17 protein-coding genes are annotated in these 19,308 nt (G+C 69.0%); 13 read left to right on the top strand and 4 right to left on the bottom strand.

Annotated elements, in window-relative coordinates; genetic code table 11:
- The first annotated feature begins 103 nt into the window (after window positions 1-103).
- The 4 genes from OIC96_RS41790 to OIC96_RS41775 all read left to right on the top strand — a co-directional run bounded on the left by OIC96_RS41790 (window position 104) and on the right by OIC96_RS41775 (window position 6,883).
- Window positions 104-727 (top strand): TetR/AcrR family transcriptional regulator, encoded by a 624-nt coding sequence (locus OIC96_RS41790; RefSeq protein WP_330302844.1) that lies wholly within the window; start codon window positions 104-106, stop codon window positions 725-727.
- A 692-nt stretch (window positions 728-1,419) separates the two neighbouring features.
- On the top strand, window positions 1,420-3,627 hold the full coding sequence (locus tag OIC96_RS41785) for an MMPL family transporter (RefSeq protein WP_330302845.1): 2,208 nt from the start codon (window positions 1,420-1,422) through the stop codon (window positions 3,625-3,627).
- Between the two features lie 247 nt (window positions 3,628-3,874).
- Window positions 3,875-6,526, top strand: a complete 2,652-nt coding sequence (locus OIC96_RS41780; protein WP_330302846.1) for a CHAT domain-containing protein — start codon at window positions 3,875-3,877, stop codon at window positions 6,524-6,526.
- Between the two features lie 12 nt (window positions 6,527-6,538).
- Window positions 6,539-6,883 carry a hypothetical protein gene (locus OIC96_RS41775; RefSeq protein WP_330302847.1) on the top strand — a complete coding sequence of 115 codons (345 nt, stop codon included), beginning with the start codon at window positions 6,539-6,541 and terminating at the stop codon, window positions 6,881-6,883.
- Between the two features lie 29 nt (window positions 6,884-6,912).
- Here OIC96_RS41775 and OIC96_RS41770 read toward each other — a convergent pair whose 3' ends face one another.
- Entirely contained in the window at window positions 6,913-8,169 is a 1,257-nt protein-coding gene (locus tag OIC96_RS41770) for an MFS transporter (protein ID WP_330302848.1), read from the bottom strand.
- Between the two features lie 130 nt (window positions 8,170-8,299).
- Between OIC96_RS41770 and OIC96_RS41765 the strand changes: the two genes are divergently transcribed.
- A complete protein-coding gene (locus OIC96_RS41765) occupies window positions 8,300-9,184 on the top strand; it encodes a winged helix-turn-helix transcriptional regulator (protein ID WP_330302849.1) in 885 nt (294 codons plus the stop codon).
- A 138-nt stretch (window positions 9,185-9,322) separates the two neighbouring features.
- The gene (locus OIC96_RS41760) at window positions 9,323-9,799 is read left to right on the top strand and encodes a DUF7919 family protein (protein WP_330302850.1); all 477 of its coding nucleotides are present in this window, start codon (window positions 9,323-9,325) and stop codon (window positions 9,797-9,799) included.
- A 167-nt stretch (window positions 9,800-9,966) separates the two neighbouring features.
- Here the strand turns inward: OIC96_RS41760 and OIC96_RS41755 are convergent, their stop codons facing one another.
- On the bottom strand, window positions 9,967-10,395 hold the full coding sequence (locus OIC96_RS41755) for a secondary thiamine-phosphate synthase enzyme YjbQ (RefSeq protein ID WP_330302851.1): 429 nt from the start codon (window positions 10,393-10,395) through the stop codon (window positions 9,967-9,969).
- A gap of 188 nt (window positions 10,396-10,583) precedes the next feature.
- Between OIC96_RS41755 and OIC96_RS49980 the strand changes: the two genes are divergently transcribed.
- The 6 genes from OIC96_RS49980 to OIC96_RS41730 all read left to right on the top strand — a co-directional run bounded on the left by OIC96_RS49980 (window position 10,584) and on the right by OIC96_RS41730 (window position 15,904).
- Complete coding sequence (locus tag OIC96_RS49980; protein WP_351276907.1) at window positions 10,584-10,667, top strand: putative leader peptide; 84 nt, start codon at window positions 10,584-10,586, stop codon at window positions 10,665-10,667.
- Between the two features lie 149 nt (window positions 10,668-10,816).
- Complete coding sequence (locus OIC96_RS41750; RefSeq protein ID WP_330302852.1) at window positions 10,817-11,704, top strand: ABC transporter permease; 888 nt, start codon at window positions 10,817-10,819, stop codon at window positions 11,702-11,704.
- Window positions 11,677-12,432 carry an ABC transporter ATP-binding protein gene (locus OIC96_RS41745; RefSeq protein WP_330302853.1) on the top strand — a complete coding sequence of 252 codons (756 nt, stop codon included), beginning with the start codon at window positions 11,677-11,679 and terminating at the stop codon, window positions 12,430-12,432. Before OIC96_RS41750 ends, OIC96_RS41745 begins: the two co-directional genes overlap by 28 nt.
- 100 nt (window positions 12,433-12,532) lie before the next feature.
- On the top strand, window positions 12,533-13,567 hold the full coding sequence (locus OIC96_RS41740) for an ABC transporter substrate-binding protein (protein WP_330302854.1): 1,035 nt from the start codon (window positions 12,533-12,535) through the stop codon (window positions 13,565-13,567).
- Entirely contained in the window at window positions 13,564-14,721 is a 1,158-nt protein-coding gene (locus tag OIC96_RS41735; protein WP_330302855.1) for an LLM class flavin-dependent oxidoreductase, read from the top strand. Before OIC96_RS41740 ends, OIC96_RS41735 begins: the two co-directional genes overlap by 4 nt.
- Window positions 14,722-14,815: 94 nt before the next feature.
- A complete protein-coding gene (locus tag OIC96_RS41730) occupies window positions 14,816-15,904 on the top strand; it encodes an NAD(P)-binding domain-containing protein (RefSeq protein ID WP_330302856.1) in 1,089 nt (362 codons plus the stop codon).
- Between the two features lie 16 nt (window positions 15,905-15,920).
- Here OIC96_RS41730 and mltG read toward each other — a convergent pair whose 3' ends face one another.
- Together mltG and OIC96_RS41720 are read right to left on the bottom strand one after the other, a co-directional pair.
- Window positions 15,921-16,847, bottom strand: a complete 927-nt coding sequence (gene mltG, locus OIC96_RS41725; protein WP_330302857.1) for an endolytic transglycosylase MltG — start codon at window positions 16,845-16,847, stop codon at window positions 15,921-15,923.
- 43 nt (window positions 16,848-16,890) lie between these two features.
- Window positions 16,891-18,690 carry an ABC transporter ATP-binding protein gene (locus OIC96_RS41720; RefSeq protein WP_330302858.1) on the bottom strand — a complete coding sequence of 600 codons (1,800 nt, stop codon included), beginning with the start codon at window positions 18,688-18,690 and terminating at the stop codon, window positions 16,891-16,893.
- 144 nt (window positions 18,691-18,834) lie between these two features.
- On the opposite strand from OIC96_RS41720, the gene OIC96_RS41715 reads away from it, so the two are divergent.
- Window positions 18,835-19,290 (top strand): MarR family winged helix-turn-helix transcriptional regulator, encoded by a 456-nt coding sequence (locus OIC96_RS41715; protein WP_330302859.1) that lies wholly within the window; start codon window positions 18,835-18,837, stop codon window positions 19,288-19,290.
- Window positions 19,291-19,308: the final 18 nt, after the last annotated feature.

Below are 19,308 nucleotides of genomic sequence, written 5' to 3'. Positions count from 1 at the left end.
CACGGACCGGACCTCAGCGGCCGCGCGGCCACGGCATCCGTGTGCGCGACGTCCGACTTGTTCGGACGACTTGTTCGCAGGACTAAGTCGGTACGATGAGGTCATGGCTCACGTTCCCGCGGCCGAGCGCCGCCCTCAGCTGATCAAAGCGGCCATCGACTTCATGACCAGGGAAGGAGTCGCGGCCGGGAGCACCCGTGCCATCGCCGCCGAGCTGGGGGTGGCCCAGGCCACGGTGCACTACACCTTCGGCACGAAGGAAGGGCTGTACCGCGCCGTCATGGAGCAGCTCACCCAGGATCTGATCACCCAGGTCGAGCAGGCCGCGCCGGCCGACGCCGGATTCGAGGAGACGGCCAGCACGCTGGCCGCCGCCCTGTGGCGGACGGTGCGTGAGCAGCCCGCCAGCCATCAGCTCCTCACGGAACTGACCATGTTCGCGCTTCGCACCCCCGCCCTGAGCGAGGCCCTCGACAGCCACTACCGGGGTGTGACCGAAGTGACGGCGAGGCTGGTCACCGAGGCGGCCGAACGCACCGGCCAGCCCCTGGCCCAACCCGCGGAGACGATCGCACGGTTCTTCCTCGCCGGCTTCGACGGGCTCACCCTGCAGCACCTCTCCCACCCCGACGAGGAGGCCGAGCACACCTGCCTCCAGGCCTTCGTGTCCGCCGTGGTGGCCATGGCCGGCGGCCGGCTGGAGCTGGTGGCCGTGCCTGCGAGCTGACGGCGACCGGGCGCATTCGTACGGCGCACGTGCACCCGAGCCCGGTCGCCGACCGAGAAACACAGTGAGCACGCCCGGTTCACCGCCGGGCCGGCCGTTGCCGAACATCTCACGGATGGATGCCCCTCCCCGCAGCAGACCAAGCCACGCGGGCCGTCCGCCTGCCAGAACGGTTTTCCCGCAGGCGGCCACGCCCTTCCTTCACGAGCCTGCCGAAGGCGGCCGCTGGAACAGCTGGTTGCGGCTGCGGCGGCAGTAAGCCTCCCGGCCTGCACAGCCGGGTTTCATAGGGCATGCCGCCCCCTTCACGGCGTTCGAGGCTTCCCACGCCTCCGCCGGGGGCACCTTGCACGCCACCTGTGCGATGCGGGCCAGGACGGTGCGCCCGAAGCACCGCTTGGGTGCCATGCGCACGGGTCACACACAGAAGACTTTGTCATGAGACAAGGTCGCCCGATTCCGTCACCTGCAAATACACCGCGAACTGGTCTTTTACCGAGAGTGACCTCTGTGATAGTCGAACGACCGAGTCGTTCGACTTGAGCAAGTGATAAAGTCGGTCTATCGATCAAGGCGCCGTCAGCGTCTGCCGCTCATCACGCGGCCGCGGTGTCCGACCGGAGTCCCCTCCGCTTCCCCCGCCCATGACTGCGCTCGGGCGTGCGGGACCCCACCGTCCTAGGGAGTTCGTCATGGCCGTCCTGCTCCACCGGCTGGGCCACAGCGCCTACCGGCACCGAAAGCTCGTCCTGGGTATATGGCTCTTCGTCCTGGCCGCGCTCATCACGTGCGTCAGCCTCTTCAGCGGCAAGCTCGACGACCGCTTCGCAGTGCCCGGCACCGAGTCCCAGCGTGCGTTGGACAGTCTGAGCAAGACCCTTCCGGAAGCATCGGGCGCGAGCGCCCAGATCGTCTTCACCGCTCCCAAGGGCCACCAGGTCACCGAAGCCCCCTACGCCGCGACCATCGCCCAGAGCGTGGCGGAAGCCGAGAAGGCTCCCCAGGTCAGCGACGTCGTCGACCCCAGCACCTCCGGCGCCGTCTCGGCCGACCGGACCACGGCGATCATCCAGCTCCAGTACCCCGTGCAGAACGCTCAGGTCCGTACCTCATCGGTGGACGCGATCGAGGACATGGCCAAGGCGGCGGAGAAGAACGGGCTGAAGACGTCGGTGGGCGGGTCCGTCTACAGCAGCAAAGGCGTCCACGTCGGCCCGTCGGAGATCATCGGCGTGGCCGTGGCCCTGCTCGTCCTGGTCGTCACGTTCGGGTCGTTGCCGGCCGCCGGCATGGCGCTGCTGCCCGCGCTGATCGGTGTGGCGGTGGGACTGGCCGGGCTGCTCGCTCTCGCGCCCGCGGCCAGCATCTCCTCCACCGCCGTCACGCTCGCCCTCATGCTGGGCCTGGCCGTCGGCATCGACTACGTCCTGTTCATCCTCTCCCGCCACCGACAGCAACTGGCCCGCGGAACCGACCCCAAGGAATCCATCGCGCTGGCCACCGGCACGGCCGGAAGCGCCGTGGTCTTCGCCGGCACCACCGTGATCATCGCGCTCGCCGCACTGAGCGTCATCGGCATCCCGTTCCTGACCACCATGGGTCTCGGGGCCGCCGGAGCCGTACTCATCGCCGTGCTGGCCGCGATCACCCTCGTCCCCGCCATCGCGGGATTCGCCGGCTCCCGGCTCATCCCCAAGCCCGGCAGCCGCGCCGCCCGGCGGGCCGCCGACACCGAGGGCTCCACCGACCGCACCACCATGGGCACCCGCTGGACCAAGCGGGTCATCGCCAAGCCTCTGCTGACGGTGCTCGCGGTGGCGGGCATCCTGGTGACCCTCGCCCTGCCCGCCACGGACATGCGCCTGGCTCTTCCCGACAACGGCTCGGCCCCGCACGCCTCCACCGAGCGCAAGGCCTACGACACGATCAACGACAAGTTCGGTCCCGGCTTCAACGGCCCGCTCCTCGTACTGGCCGAGACCAAGCACGGCACGGCTGCCGCGAGCGCACAGGCCGGCGCCCAGGTGGCCCAGAAGCTGTCGACCCTCAAGAACGTCAAGGCCGTCCTGCCACCCCAGCCCACCAGCGACCCGGCTCAGAGCGTCATCACCGTCCTGCCCGCCTCCGGCCCGGACAGCGTCCGCACCGGCCAACTCGTCGGCGACATCCGTAAGGCCGCGCCCGACATCCGTGAAACCACGGGTGCCTCTGTGGCAGTCACCGGCACCACCGCGGTCAACATCGACGTCTCCAACCGGCTCAGCGACTCCCTGCTGCCCTTCGTCGCCATCGTCGTCGGCCTCAGCCTGCTCCTGCTGATGGTCGTCTTCCGATCTCTGGTCATCCCCGTCAAGGCCGCCGTCGGCTTCCTGCTCTCGGTGGGCGCCTCGCTCGGCCTCGTCGTCGCCGTCTTTCAGTGGGGCTGGCTGGCCGACGTCCTCGACGTGCCGCACAGCGGCCCCGTCGGCAGTTTCCTGCCGATCATCCTGATCGGCGTGCTCTTCGGACTGGCCATGGACTACGAGGTGTTCCTCGTGTCCGGGATGCGCGAGGAATGGGCCCACACCCGGCGGGCCCGCCAGTCGGTCATCGACGGCGCACGTCACAGCGTGCGCGTCGTGACCGCGGCCGCGCTGATCATGTTCACTGTCTTCGCCGGGTTCTTCCCGCTGGACGACTCCCTGATCAAGCCCATCGCGTTCGCCCTGGCCGTCGGAGTGGCCATCGATGCCTTCGCCGTCCGCATGACGCTCGTACCCGCGGTGCTCGCCCTCGCCGGCCGGGGCGCCTGGTGGCTGCCGGCCTGGCTGGACAGGATCCTGCCCGACCTCGACATCGAGGGGACCAGCCTTCAGAAGGCTCCGGCGACGGACCAGAAGGAGCCCCAGCCCGTCTCCTGAGTCCGTTGTGTCCACGGGTGGGCTCAAACGGCGTCGGCCCCGTCGCGCGCCGTCTGATGAAGGGCTTGATCAGACATGGCTGGGCGGCGAGCCGTGGTGTACACCGATTCCGCGCTCACGGGAGGAAGTGCCCGACTGTGGTTGGTAATTGACAGTCTCGTACGGGCGCGGGGTTTCCTGGCACTTCATGCCCGTATCCGGCACTATGTTGGCGTTGGTGGTCGTCGAGGCTTGATCGGGGAGCACAGTGGAAGCGTTCGCGAACCTGCTGCCAGCTGAGTTCCTCAACCCCGAGGTGCTTCCCGGGCTGTCATTCGACGCGCAGGCCTACTTCCGCTGCGACGCTTGCGGCTGGGAATGGCGATTCAACCCAGCGGTCAACTTCTTGACCCCGAAGGACTATGAGGGTCAGGCGTGTCCGGCTGAGGACGGGGGCCGGATGTCGCTGGTCATCCATGCCTTACGGATGGACCTACGCTGTTCCGAGTGCGGTCACCGGTGGGTCGTGGAGCAGAGGGGCATCCTCCAAGCGATCAGCTGCACCGAGTGTGGTTCCACCAAGTACGTGCTGGTCGACTCGAGCCTGCGGCTGCCCGGCCGATTCAAGAACATCAGCCTGCTGGGGGCGACCCGCGATCATGTCTGGGGGCACGCCCCGGAGAGCGACGCGCAAGCCATCACAGCCGAGTTGGAAGGCTTGATGCAGTACAGGAGCGACGGGCCGAATTATCTGGTGCCTGCCATCCGCTTCGCCCACCGCCTGCAGGCATGCAATGAATACCCCGAGTCGTCCGACTGGGTCATCGCCAATATCGAAGCCGTCTACCTGAACGAGTTCTACCGGCACACGGCCCTCTTCGAGGCCGGCCTGAAGGCGCTGACCAAGGCCATGGAGATTACCGTCGGGGACCATCCGCCCTTCGTAAGAGCCGCGTTGGAACACAACGTCGCGATGGACGCGTACAGTCTGGCGGCTCGTAACCAACCTGAGCTGGTGGTAGTTGGCGGGCTCAACAAGGTTCGCGCGATGGGCATAGAGGCCGCAGAGAGCTCACTGGCCTACTACCTGGAGTCATGCGATGACTCCGAGAACGTGCGACTCCAGGTGGCACGGGTGCGGCATACCTTGGGGGACCTCCTCAAAGTAGGCTCGGCAAGCGAGGCCGACCTGGACTTGTCCATCAGGCAGTTGAACCTGGCCATAGCCGAACCGGCACTGCCAGAGCACATGCGGGCCGGTGCACAAGAGTCACGTGCCACCGCAGTCATGCTGCGCAATCGCGGGAGGACGCAGCCGGACGCCGCTGAGTGGACCTCCTCCGCCGAGCAGGACCTGCTGGCATCGCTTCCCAACGTCCGGCGAATGCGCGATCCTTACCTGATTCTGATGCAACTAGCTGATCTCAGTGAGCATCGTGGCCGACGGGATGAGGCGCTGGGGTATGTGAAGGACGCCGCCGGCATCGCACAGCAAGAGTTACTTGCGGCCCGGACCAATGCAGCAGTTACCCTCGCCGCAAACCAATTCTGCGGCGCGTTCGACTCTCTGGCACGTCTGCGCGCGGAGGCCGGACGGCATCGGTCTGCGTTGGAGGCGCTGGAGACGACGCGCGCGGCCAACCTCCGCAATGCATACGCATCGACGGTGGACGTTGCCGCCCGCGCCGATACGGCAGCGCGCAATAGGTTCATCCGCCAAATACTCGGCAGGCCCCCCGCGTGGCTGCGGCAGCCGACCTCCGCGCGGCCGGCGGAGGGATTACGCAAGGAAGTCACCGCAGCCGCCCGCAAGGTGAAGCTCCGAGTGGCGGAGGCGACGACGTCGACCCCGCTGGTCGACCGGGCGTTGGAGCGGCTGGACCTCGCGCGATGGCCCGTGGACACAGCAATCTGTGTTCTTACGGCCGCCAGAGGGTGGATAACCGCCATCGTGTTGTACCGCGCCGGCACCGACTGGAGGTTCGAGTCGCGGCAGTCGCTCATCAATGAAGAGCGCCTCATAGGGATCGCCAAGGGTCACAACCTGGACCCTGGCGTCTTCCGCTCCCGGCATCTCCTACGCTCGTGCCGGCAGCTCAATCACCTCTTCACTGACGAGTTGGCTGCCCTGCTCCGCTCGGCAAAGATCAAGAAGTTGGCGATCAGCGCACCAGGATGGCTCAACCACCTGCCGTACGAGGCGACAGCGGTCGAGGGTTCGGTGCTGCTGGACTCGTTTGAGATCTGCTACCTGCCATCGCTCTCAGTCGGTGGCGAACTCGCCGGGATCGCAGCCGCGGCCAGTGGCAGCGCCTCCCCGGCGCTCGTGGTGGCATACGGCGGATCCGACCTGCCCCGGACAGCCGAGGAGGTGGCTGCCATCACCCGCCTGCTGCCAGGGAATGTGGACGTCATCGACGGCACCCGCGCAACGAAGGCTGATGTGCTGAACGCACTCAGCCGCACATACAGCATCATCCACCTCGCCTGTCACGGAACCTTCGACCCGGTCGAGCCCGATCGCTCTTTCCTCTACTTCGACGCGGACCACGAGCGTGACTCGAAGCGCGTCTCCGCGGCGGAGCTGAGCGCTGTCCGATTCCCGCAGGCGCCGATCGTCACGCTCTCCGCCTGCTCCTCCGGGCTGACTTCATACGGGCCGATGAACGAGTGCGCCGGCCTGACTGGAAGCCTGATCAAGGCCGGAGCCCGAGGCATCATAGCCAGCCGGTGGCCCATCTACGACGACGTGGCCTCGGCCTTTATGACCGAGCTCTACGGCCACCTCGGCGCCGGTGTCGGTCCGCAGGAGGCGGTGAACCGTGTTCAGCGACAACTGAAGCCAACGACCGAGGTCGAGAACTGGGCCGCCTACTCCTATCTCGGCGCTCCGGCGCTCGACAAACCCGTTGCCAACTAGATGGGACAACCTGTGAGCATCACCATCGAGCTGCAGGTCCACTCGCTGGCCGAGGAGGACGTGCGGGCAGTCGAGGACGTGTTGCAGGATCCGCGCCACGGGGTGTCCGTGCGGCGCTGGCCGCGTGCCAGGGTGGTGGATCCGCTCACAGTGTTCGCGGTGATCGGCGGGATCGTCGGGCTGGTGGACGCGTTGCAGTCGCTGCAGGAGCGGTGGATCACCCGGCGCCGCGCTGTAAAGGTCCTCCTGCGAAATGAGGACGGAGACGAGATCGAGTTGACCACCGCGAACCGGGCGTCCCTTGAGTCGTTCATGGAACGCAGCGGCTCAATTGATGTGATCCAGCCGCCGGACTGACCTCTCTAAACGCCGACTCCAGGACCGCGTCAGGCGAAGTCCCGGCGGCGGCCCACCGGGACCGCGAGCAGGTACAGCGGCGGCAGAAGCGCGGCTGTGCATACCGTCCAGAGGGCCGCGTGCGTCCCCATGTACGTGGCGAGCAGGCCGGCGGTGAGGGCGCCGAGCGGCTGGGCGCCCCAGGAGACGAAGCGGACGGTGGCCATGACACGGGAGAGGAGCTCGGGCGGGGACTCGGTCTGGCGGTGGGTGCGGGTGGTGATCGACCCGATGACGACGCCGAAGGCGAAGCCGGCGTTGCCCAGGGCGAACCAGTATGCGTCGCCTGCGGACGTGGTCAGCGGGGCCAGCAGGGCGGCGGCGCCGCCGGCCAGCGCGGTCCCGACGACCCCACGGGCGGTGCCGAACCGCCGGGTCAGCCGGACCGCCACGGCGGATCCGGCGAGCGCGCCGATTCCGTCCATGGCGAGCACCAGGCCGAGTTGGACGGACGTCAGTCCGGCCTCACGGACCAGGTAGAGGGGTGTGAGGGCGACCAGGGCGGCGCAGACGAAGTTGGTGGCGGTGGCCCAGAGCATGCAGGGCAGCATCACTGGGTGCCGCGTCACGTACGTCCAGCCCTCGCGGATCAGCCGGAGGGCGCCGTCGCCGGTGCGGGCGGCGGGACGGCGCTCGGGGAGGGTACGCAGCAGCACGGCGGAGAGCAGGTAGCTGGCCGCGTCCACGAGGAGCGCGCCGACCGGGCCCGTGGCGTGCACGAGGAGGCCGCCCCCGGAGGGCCCTCCGGTCTCGGTGACGGCGTGCGTGCCGGACATCAGGCTGTTGCGGGCGGCGAGCTGCCGGTCCGGGACGATGGCGGGCAGAAAGGTCGAGTTGCCGATGTCGAAGAGTACGGTCGCGGCGCCGGTGACCAGAGCGGCGAGCAACAGGTGCGGGTAGCTGAGCCGGCCAAGCCACCAGGCGAGCGGGAGGGATCCGACGGCGACGAACCGTACGAGATCGAGGGTGACCTGGAGGCGGCGGAGCGGGACGCGCTGGGCGATCACTCCGGCCGGGAGGCTGAGCAGCAGCCAGGAGATCTGTCCGGCGGCGGCGAGCAGGGCGGCCTGGAGCGCGGTGGCGTCGAGGACTGTGAGGGCGACCAGGGGTAGAGCGAGGGCGGTGACGGCGGTGCCCGCGTTGCTGACGGTGGCAGCGGCCCAGTAGCGCCAGAAGACGGTCGGAGGCGAGGTCGCGTGGTGGGTGCTGCGGCGATCGTGCTCCGGGACCGTCGGTGTCTCGCTCATGCGACGCCCATCCTCCAGCGAGTCTCTTTTGGGAACTTACTTGGTTGCGATTGAGTTCCTATCCGGAACTGACCACAGGGCGCAAGATGGTTTCGAAGGCTGGATGCTGTATCCGCAAGACAGGAGACCCATGGTCAGGTCGGTGCCCGAGCGGGACGCCGCCTGTGCGATCGCGCAGGCGGCGGCGGTGGTCGGCGACTGGTGGAGCCTGCTCCTGGTGCGGGAGACCGCACGCGGGCACCACCGGTTCGACGCGCTCCAGGAGGAGTTGGGGATCTCCCGCAAGGTGCTGACCGAGCGCCTTGCGCACCTGGTGGAGGCGGAGGTCCTGGAGAAGGTTCCGTATCAGAGCGGCCCGGTGCGGTACGAGTACCGACTGACGGAGAGCGGACGGGGGCTGCTGCCCGTGCTGCTCTCGATGCAGGACTGGGCGGACCGCTGGCTGCTCGGCGACGGCTCACTGAGCGGCACGGCCGACGAGGAGAGTGCCGAGGCGCGGCGGGTGGCGGGCCTGGTGGGCGAGTGGCTGCCGCGCCTCGAACTGCCGGGGCACCGGGACGGTGAGCCGCTGGACCCGGTGGCCGAGGCCGCGACCACCGTCCTGTTCTGCTACCCGGCGACCGGTCGCCCCGGCCCGTTGCCGGACGGCTGGGCCGACATCCCGGGTGCCATCGGCTGCACGCTGGAAAACCGGCTGTTCCGGGACGCGTACGACGACTTCCGCGCGGCGGGCGCCGAGGTACGCGGCGTGAGCACTCAACGCCCCGACGAGCAGCGGGTGTTCGCGGTCGAGGAGGGCATCCCCTTCACCCTGCTCTCAGACGTCGACTTGCGCCTCGCCGCCGCTCTGCGGCTACCAGTATTCCGCGCCGGGCAGGCACTGCGGCTGAAGCGGGCGGTGCTGGTGGTGGACCGCGAACGCGTGGTGCGCCTGGCGCGCTTCCCGGTGACGGACATCCCGGGGGCAGTGCGCGAGGCGCTGACGGTGGTACGGCGGATGGCGGAGGGGCGCTGAAGGGGGCGGGCGCGGGTTTGGCCCCGGGTATGCCCGCCGAGTCCGTCACGGCGAGAGCCGTTCCCACCCGCCAGGCCGTGTCCGATGGGTCGTGGAATCGCGCGGGCCTCAACGAAGTGGTGCGGCGATGATGTGCGGGTGTTCTACGAAGATCTCAGCGAGTACGACTACCAGGACGAGGATGCCTTCACGGACGGGGAGTCGGGCTTCTACACGCTCTGGTACCGCCCGGCGTACACCCGCCTGAACATCGGGTGGCTGGAGGCCGGCAAACCGTACTCGGCAGGAACGGTCCCCACGGCGTTCGTGGAGAAGCTGGAGGCTGTTCAGGAGGTCCAGTGGATGAACGTCTGCCTGGGGCTGCACGAGTGTGACCTGTGTCCCGAGGAATTGGCTCCAGCGGGCAACGGGGAGGTGCGGATCCCGGGCGAGGACGGCATCGCCTACGCTGCTCCGTTCCTCATCACGCACTACATCACCGCCCACGGCTACCGACCGCCTCAACTCTTCATCGATGCCGTCCTCGCTGTCGATCTCGACGCGTGGGCCGCTGCACGGTGGCCCGACGTGCCCTTTCCCTGGGTCCCGAATGACGCGGAACGCATGCTGGAGTAGGAGCGAGGGAACCTCACGCGCGGAGCCAGAGTCGGATCGAGGCGATGGTGACCGTCCCGTGAAAGACGTAGGCCCTCTTGTCGTAACGGGTCGCGACCGCGCGGGTTCGTTCCTCAGAGGCCGACCTGCACAGTTGGGGCGGGTGGGACTCGAACCCAGGAGTGAGATCAGGAGCCGGCAAGAAAGGTAAAGCGAACCTTTCGCTCAAAATTATCCCTGTTCGTGTCCACCAGGCACACCGACTGCCACGTCCCCAACTCCAGCCGCCCGCCCACCACCGGCAACGTCGCGTGCGGCGGCACGACCGCCGGCAGTACGTGGTCGCGGCCGTGGCCGGGGCTGCCGTGGCGGTGTTGCCAGCGGTCGTCCGCGGGGAGCAGGGAGTGGAGGGCGGCGAGGAGGTCGTCGTCGCTGCCGGCGCCGGTTTCGATGATCGCGATTCCGGCGGTCGCGTGCGGGACGAAGACGTTCAGGAGGCCGTCGCGGCCGGCCGCCGCCTCCCGGAGGAAGGCCTCACAGTCACGGGTGAGATCGACGACCGTCTCCGACGAACCGGTGGCGACGTTCAGGACACGGGTGGTGAAGGCATCGGACATGCCCCAATCCTCGCCCATACGTGGGGTTCCACGCCCGATCGACGGCCCGCACATCGGGGGTCACGCCCGATCGACGGCACATGCTTCGGGATCCGCACCCCGACCGCCCCGCCCGTACCGTGATACGAAAGGTCCAGTCCGCGAGACACCATTGACCGTACGCGCACCAGCTGGCTAGCTTCTGCCGCATGTTGCGTTCAGCCATGCTCACCACGCGCGGTCACATCGACCTGCTGCGGGTGGCCTCCGCCGCGTGTCGCCGCGGCTGCTGACGCCCTTCCACCCTCGCTTTCCTCCTTTTCTCCTCGCCTGCGCTCCGCCCACCCGCGCGTCCGATCTCATGTGATCCCACGCTGAGTTCATGACGCGGCGGCGCCATGGCGTACCCCTCTCCGGTCGCTCTCCTCCCCGTGGAGCACTCATGAGCATCAGCCATGCCCCGCCCGGCTCGTCCGAGCCCGATATTTCCGATATATTCAAGGACGGCGAGCCCTCGCAGGCGTCGCCCGACCTCGAACCCATCGTCCCCGCCTCCACGCGCCGCACCCGGGTCCCCCGTTGGCTGCGCCGGACCTCCGGCCCCGTCCTGCTGCTCGCTCTGTGGCAACTCCTCAGCGCTACGGGAGTTTTGGCCTCCGATGTCCTTGCCTCGCCGGGCACCATCGCGAGGGTCGGCAGTGATCTGATCGCGGACGGGGCGCTGCCGAACGCGATGGGCGTCTCGTTGCAGCGCGTCGCGGTCGGCCTGCTGCTCGGCACCGTCGTCGGTACCGGACTCGCCCTGATATCAGGGCTGTTCCGCATCGGTGAGGACCTCGTGGACGCGAGCGTCCAGATGCTGCGAACCGTGCCGTTCGTCGGGCTGATCCCGCTGTTCATCATCTGGTTCGGCATCGGCGAGGCCCCGAAGATCGCGATCATCACGCTCGGCGTGTCCTTCCCGCTCTATCTGAATGTGTACGCCGGCATCCGCGGCGTCGATTCCCAGCTGATCGAGGCCGGGGAGTCGCTGGGACTCTCGCGATGGGGGCTCGTCCGGCATGTCGTGCTGCCGGGCGCGCTGCCCGGGGCGTTGACCGGGCTGCGCTACTCCCTCGGCATCGCCTGGCTCGCGCTCGTCTTCGCCGAGCAGATCAACGCTGACGCCGGGATCGGCTTCCTCATGGTCCAGGCGCGGGACTTCCTGCGGACCGACGTGATCGTCGTCTGCCTGATCGTCTACGCCTTCCTCGGCCTGCTCGCCGACTTCGTCGTCCGCACCCTCGAAAGGCTGCTGCTGCAATGGCGACCGACGTTCACGGGCCGGTGACCACCGCCCGGAAGGCCCCCGCCGCGGCCGTACGCGTGGCGGGGCTGACCCGCTCCTTCGACGGCCGCGCCGTCATCGACGACCTCCAACTTGACGTCAGGCCGGGCGAGTTCGTGGCCCTGCTCGGCCGCAGCGGCTGCGGCAAGTCCACGCTCCTGCGGATCCTCGCCGGGCTGGACCGAGACATCGAGGGCACCGTCCTCGTCCCGCGGCGCAAGGCCGTCGCGTTCCAGGCACCCCGGCTGATGCCGTGGAAGAAGGTGTGGCGCAACGTGCTGCTCGGTCTGCCCGGCAAGCCCGGACGTGCCGTCGCCGAACAGGCGTTGACCGAGGTCGGTCTCAGCCACCGCTCGGGCGCCTGGCCCAAGACGCTCTCCGGCGGTGAGGCCCAACGTGCCTCGCTGGCCCGCGCGTTGGTCCGCGAGCCCGATCTGCTGCTGCTCGACGAGCCGTTCGGCGCGCTGGACGCGCTGACCCGGATCAAGGCACAGCGACTCGTCGGCGAACTCTGGCAACGCCGGGGCTGCGCCGTCCTGTTGGTCACCCACGACGTCGAGGAGGCGGTACTGCTCGCCGACCGCGTCCTCGTGATGGACGACGGCGTCATCGCGTACGAGACGGAGGTCGAGCTGGACCGCCCGCGTGACATCGCCGCCCCCCGGTTCGCCGCACTGCGCGCCGCACTGCTGGAACGGCTCGGCGTCGACACCGCCGCCGAGGCCGCCTGAACTCCCCCGCCCCAAAGCCTCAGTTCAACCCCGGCCGAACATCCCCGAGTTCGACCCCGCTGAATCACTCCCTCGGTTCAGCCCAACGAACGGAACCACCATGCGACGACGCCTCGCCCCCGCCGCCCTGCTCCTTCCCCTGGCCCTGCTGCTCGCCGCCTGCGGCGGGAACTCGGCGGCCGACACCGCCGCGGGTGCCGGGACCGACGGCAAGGGGTCCCTCACGCTCAACGTCGGTGACCAGAAGGGTGGTTCGGAGGCGGTGCTGCGGGCCGCCGGAGAGCTCAAGAACCTCGACTACAAGATCAAGTGGTCGACGTTCACGTCCGGCCCGCCACTCTTGGAGGCCGTCAACGCCAAGGCCGTCGACATCGGCGGCGTCGGCAACACCCCTCCCGTCTTCGCGGCCGGCGCCAACTCCAAGATCACCGTGGTGGCCGCCTGGCACGGCACGTCCAAGGGCGAGGCCATCCTCGTACCGAAGAACTCGTCGCTGAAGAAGCCCGAGGAGCTCAAGGGCAAGTCCGTCGCCGTGGCGCAGGGTTCGTCCGCGCACTATCAGCTGATCGCCTCGCTCAAGGAGGCCGGGCTCACGCTGAGCGACGTCAAGGTGAAGTATCTCCAGCCCGCCGACGCGCTGGCCGCGTTCACCAGCGGAAAGGTCGACGCGTGGGCGGTGTGGGACCCGTACACCTCGCAGGTGCTGGGGGCCAAGCAGGGCCGGATCCTGACGGACGGCGACGGCGTGGTCAACGGGCTCAACTTCCAGGTGGCGGCGCCGGGCGCGCTGAAGGACACGAAGAAGGCCGCGGCCGTCAAGGACTATCTGGAGCGGCTGCGGCGGGCCCAGGACTGGGTCTACGACCACCCGGAGGCGTGGGCCAAGGTGTGGGCGAAGGACACCGGGCTGCCGTACGAGGTGGCGCTGGCCTCGGTGAAGCGGACCAACGCCAGCCGTATCGCGGTCGCCGTCGACAAGCCGCTCATCGCCTCCGAGCAGGCGATCGCGGACACCTTCACCGGCCTGAAGCTCATCCCCGGCAAGGTCGACTTCGCCGACTTCGTGGACACCCGGTTCAACGGCAGTCTGCCGCCGTCCACGACCACGCCCCGCGTCTTCAAGGAATCCTCATGACCGTCCATCTCCACTGGTTCCTGCCGACCGGCGGCGACGGCCGTACCCTCGTCGACCGGCACGCGTACGCCTCGAACGACATCGACCGCGCCCGGCCGGTCAGCGGGGTCCGCGCGCCCGACATCGAGTATCTGGCCCAGATCGCCAAGGCCGCCGAGCAGTTGGGCTTCGAGGCGGTGCTCACTCCGACCGGCACCTGGTGCGAGGACGCCTGGCTGACCACGGTGGCGCTGGCCCAGCACACCGAGCGGCTGAAGTTCCTGGTGGCGTTCCGGCCGGGCGTCATCTCGCCGACGCTCGCGGCACAGATGGCGGCGACGTACCAGCGCATCACGCGCGGCCGACTGCTCCTGAACGTCGTCACCGGCGGCGACTCGGCGGAACAGCGGCGCTTCGGCGACCATCTCGGACACGATCAGCGGTACGCGCGTACGGATGAGTTCCTGTCGGTCGTACGCGGGGTGTGGAGCGGGCAGCCGTACGACTTCGAAGGCGCCCATTACCAGGTCGAGGGCGGGCTGACGGCGCTGCCGCCCGATCCGCTGCCGGAGATCTTCTTCGGCGGTTCGTCGGCGGCCGCGGGGCCGGTCGCGGCCCGGCACGCGAACGTCTATCTGACGTGGGGCGAGCCTCCGGCCCAGGTCAAGGAGAAGATCGACTGGATTCGCTCGCTCGCCGACCGTGAGGGGCGCACGGTTCGCTTCGGTGTCCGGCTGCACACCATCTCCCGCGATTCGTCGGCCGAGGCCTGGTCGACGGCGAACCGGCTGCTCGACGACCTCGACGCCGACACGATCGCGGCCGCGCAGTCGGCGCTCGGACGCAGCGAGTCAGTGGGCCAGCAGCGCATGCTGGCGCTGCACGGCGGCTCCCGCGACCGGCTGGAGATCTCTCCGAACCTGTGGGCGGGTGTGGGGCTCGTGCGCGGTGGCGCGGGCACCGCCCTCGTGGGCAGCCATGCCGAGGTCGCCGACCGGATCGAGGACTACCACGCGCTGGGCGTCGAGCACTTCGTGCTCTCCGGGTATCCGCATCTGGAGGAGGCGTACTGGTTCGGGGAGGGAGTGATTCCGGATCTGGCGGCGCGGGGGCTGCTGCCCCGCGCGGCGGCCGTGGGAGGTGGCGCGCCCCTGCTCGTCGCGAGTGGCCGCTGACGGAGACGCGTCGGGTGACTCATCACTCGTCGAAACGGCTCACCGGCGGACATCCTCCGGGAAGATCCCGGACCCCGGTCCGGTTAGTAGATGCGTGAACAACACCGGGGTACGAGCGCGCGAAGTCGACGTCGTCGTCATAGGCGCTGGACAGGCCGGCCTGTCCAGCGCCTTTCACCTGCGGCGGGGCGGTTTCGAGCCCGAGCGGGACTTCGTGGTGCTCGACCACGCGCCGCGTCCCGGCGGCGCCTGGCAGTTCCGCTGGCCCTCGCTGACGTACGGCAAAGTGCACGGGATGCACTCCCTGCCCGGCATGGAACTGACGGACGCGGACCCGGCGCGCCCGTCCTCCGAGGTCATCGCGGAGTACTTCGACACCTACGAGCGCACCTTCGACCTGCGGGTGCGGCGGCCGGTCGAGGTGAAGGCCGTACGCGAGGGCGAGGGCGGGCGGCTGCTCGTCGAGACGGACGACGGTACGTGGTCGGCGCGGGCGCTGATCAACGCGACGGGCACCTGGGACAGGCCGTTCTGGCCGCGCTATCCGGGCCAGGAGACCTTCCGGGGGCGGCAGTTGCACACCGCGCAGTACCCCGGTCCCGAAGCTTTCGCCGGACAGCGGGTGGTCGTCGTGGGCGGCGGCGCGTCCGGCACCCAGCATCTGATGGAGATCGCCCCGTACGCCGCCGGGACCACGTGGGTGACGCGGCGTCCGCCCGTCTTCCGTGAGGGTCCCTTCACCGAGGAATTCGGCCGGGCCGCTGTCGCGCTCGTCGAGGAGCGGGTCCGTCAGGGGCTGCCGCCCAAGAGTGTCGTCTCGGTCACCGGGCTGCCCTTGAACGACGCGATCCGGCAGGCACTGGCCGACGGCGTGCTGGACCGGCAGCCGATGTTCGACCGGATCGCGCCCGACGGCGTCGAATGGAACGACGGCCGTCACGTGGACGCCGATGTCATCCTGTGGGCGACCGGCTTCCGGGCCGCCATCGACCATCTGGCACCTCTGCGGCTGCGCGAACCGGGCGGCGGCATCCGCGTCGAGGCGACGCGCGCGGTCGCCGATCCGCGCATCCATCTGGTCGGGTACGGCCCCTCGGCCAGCACCATCGGCGCCAACCGGGCCGGACGCGCGGCGGTACGGGACATCAGGCGGCTGCTGGCGGGGGTGCCGACCGCCGCGTGATGTCCGGTACGCCGGCTCAGCGAGGGGCGGTGACGGAAGCGGTGGAGGCAGTCGAGGCAGTGGGAGCGGTGGAGGCTGTGGAGGCGGTGGCAGTGCCGGTGACAGGGGCGGCGGGAGACGCGCTGCTGCGGATCTGGTTGAACTCGGCGACGTTCCGCTGGTGTTCCTCGTAGCTGGCCGTGAAGCGGGTGTCGCCCGGCTTGACCGTCACGAAGTACAGCCAGTCGCCCGGGGTCGGCGTGATCGCGGCGCGCATCGCCTCTTCGCCGGGGTTGGCGATCGGCGTGGGCGGCAGACCCATCCGCTGATACGAGTTGTAGGGGCTGTTGATCCTCGTGTCGCTCTGGCTGGTGTTCAGGGTGGAGCGGTTCAGCGCGTAGTTGATGGTGGAGTCCATCTGCAGCGGCATGCCCCGCTCCAGGCGGTTGAAGATGACCCGGGCCACCTTGCCCATGTCCGCCTTGGTCGCCGCCTCGGACTGGACGATGCTCGCGATGGTGACCGCCTGATAGACGTTCATCGCGTTGCGCTGCGCCCCGGCGGCGACCGGGGTCCCGTTGAACTTCAGGTTCGCGGTGTTGACCATGTACGACAGCAGCGACTCCGGAGTCGCCTTCTTGTCGAGCGGATACGTCGCCGGGAAGAGGTACCCCTCGGGGTTGCCCTCGGCGTCGTTCGGCAGCTTCAGGTTGGCCTTCCCGAGGGACTTCTTGGTGGTGCCCGCGGGCAACCGGAGGGCCTTGTCGACGGCCTCGTAGACCTGGCCGGAGCGCCAGCCCTCCGGGATGACGAGGGACGTCGGCTGCGCGACCTCGCCGCCTCCCATCGTCAGCAGCGGCACCGCCACGGCGGTGGCCGCCACGACGGCTCCGGTCGTGATGAGGGCGACCCGGCCCCGTCGCGTCAGTCGAATCGTGCTCCGTGGCGGAGTGTTCATCTGCATGCGGGCACGTTAACCCGCTAATGCCACCAAACCCGGCATATCGTCATCTTGTCGGCTCCAGTTGGGCGTCCCGGCGGACAAGGGCGGCGTAGCGCCCTTCCTGCTCCAACAGCTCCTCGTGCGTGCCGCGTTCGACGGTGTGACCGGAGTCGAGGACCACGATCTGGTCGGCACCCCGAATGGTGGACAGCCGGTGCGCGATGGTGAGCGTGGTGCGGTTGGCCGACAGGGCGTCGATGGCCTCCTGGACGGCGTGCTCCGTACGGGTGTCCAGGGCGCTGGTCGCCTCGTCGAGGATGAGCACCGGCGGGTCGCGCAGGATCGTACGGGCGATGGCGAGGCGCTGCTTCTCACCGCCGGAGAAGCGGTGGCCGCGCTCGCCGACGACCGTGTCGTACCCGTCGGGCAGGGACGCGATGTGCTCGTGGATCTGGGCCGCCCGAGCCGCCGCGTACAGCTCCTCGTCGGTGGCGTCCGGCTTGGCGAACCGCAGGTTCTCGGCGACCGAGGCGTGGAAGAGGTACGTCTCCTGGGAGACGACGCCGATCGCGCGCGCGAGCGTGTCGAAGTCCAGGTCGCGTACGTCGACCCCGTCAAGCGTGACGCGGCCGCCCGTGACGTCGTACAGCCGCGGCACCAGATAGCTGAGCGTGGACTTGCCGGAGCCGGTCGGGCCGACGACGGCGAGGCTGCCGCCCGCGGGGACGGTGATGTCGATGCCGTCGAGGATCGGGCCGCTCTTGTCGTCGTAGCGGAACTCGACGCCCTCGAGGCGGATCTCGCCCTTGACCTGGTCGAGGTGGACCGGGCGCTCGGGCTCGGTGATGTCGATGGGCAGGTCGAGGTACTCGAAGATGCGCTGGAAGAGGGCGAGCGAGGTCTGGATCTGGACACCCGTCGAGAGCAGGCTGACCGCCGGCCGGAACAGGCCCTGCTGGAGCGAGACGAAGGCGACGAGCGTGCCGATCGATATCGAGGAACCCTCGAGCTGGAAGGCGATGCCCGCGGTCCAGTAGATGACGGCGGGCATGGCGGCCATGACGATGCCGATGACGGACATCCGCCAGCGTCCCGCCATGTTCGACCTCACTTCGAGGTCGACCAGACTCTCGGACTCCTCCGCGAAGGACTTCGTGAGCGAGTCGGCGCGGCCCATCGTGCGGCCGAGCAGGATGCCGCTGACGGAGAGCGACTCGGTGACCGTGGCGGCCATCGCGGCCATCTGCTTCTGGCGCTGGGTGGTGATCTTCTTGCGTTCGTTGCCGACGCGGCGGCTGATCCACACGAACACCGGCAGCAGGAGCAGCGAGACGGCGGTGAGGCGCCAGTCCAGGGCGATCATCGCGACGATGGTGGCGACCACACTGGTCAGGTTGGAGACCAGCGAGGTGGCGGTGGAGGTGACGGTCGCCTGCATCCCGCCGATGTCGTTGGCGATGCGCGACTGGACCTCACCCGTGCGGGTTCTGGTGAAGAAGGCGAGCGACATGCGCTGGAGCCGGCCGTAGACGGCGGTGCGCAGGTCGTGCATGACGCGCTGGCCGACGGTGGTGGAGATGAGGGTCTGCAGCACGCCGAAGACGCCGGTGAGGACGGCACTGAGGATCATGCCGAGCGCGAGCAGGCTCAGCAGGCCGGTGCGGCCCTGGGGGATCGCGACGTCCAGGATCTCCCTCAGCAGGAAGGGCGTGGCGACGGAGACGAGGGACGCGGCGCCGACCAGCAGGCCGACGATCGCGAGGCGGCCCCGGTAGGGGCGGAAGAGTTTCAGGATGCGGCGCACCTGCCGCGGCTGTTCCGCGTCGGCAGATGTCGGGGTCCAGGTGGGTTCGTCGGGACGCAATGGGCTCCTACAGGAGTGAGGTGACAGGGACAGAAGTGTCGCTCGCTCCAGTGACGCTGGGGCGAGCGAGGAAATGACGATTGGCGGAGCTTAGCTCATTGTTACCTATACTCACAATGAACTGCATCCTGATATTGTTCCCGCATGACCACCCCCGATGCCGACGGCCTGCTGGCCGAGCAGCTACTGCGGCTGACGCGCCGCGTGCACCGCATCCAGAAGCGCCATCTGGAGCAGCGCGAGCTGGGCATCACACCGGCCCAGTCCCGGCTGCTGCGCACCCTCGCGCACTACAGCTCGCCACCCCGCATGGCCGATCTCGCCGAGCGCCTGGAAGTGGTGCCCCGCGCCGTCACCTCCCTGGTCGACGGCCTGGAGGCGAGCGGCAAGGTGCGCCGGGTCCCCGACCCCACCAACCGGCGCGTGATCCGCATCGAGGTCACGGACGACGGACGCAGGGCGCTGCGGGAGCTGCGCGGCGCGCGCCGGTCGGCCGCGGAGGAGATCCTGGCTCCATTGACGGACGAGCAGCGCGAGGTGCTCGGCGGGCTGCTGGACACCCTGGTGGACGGCGCGCCCAGGATGGAGCACCGCTGCTGAATCGGTAGGAGTGGTGCG

The sequence above is a fragment of the Streptomyces sp. NBC_00775 genome (assembly GCF_036347135.1).
Taxonomy (GTDB): domain Bacteria; phylum Actinomycetota; class Actinomycetes; order Streptomycetales; family Streptomycetaceae; genus Streptomyces; species Streptomyces lutosisoli.
Note: the sequence above shows the minus strand (reverse complement) of the source record. Positions and strands in the feature narration are given on the sequence as shown.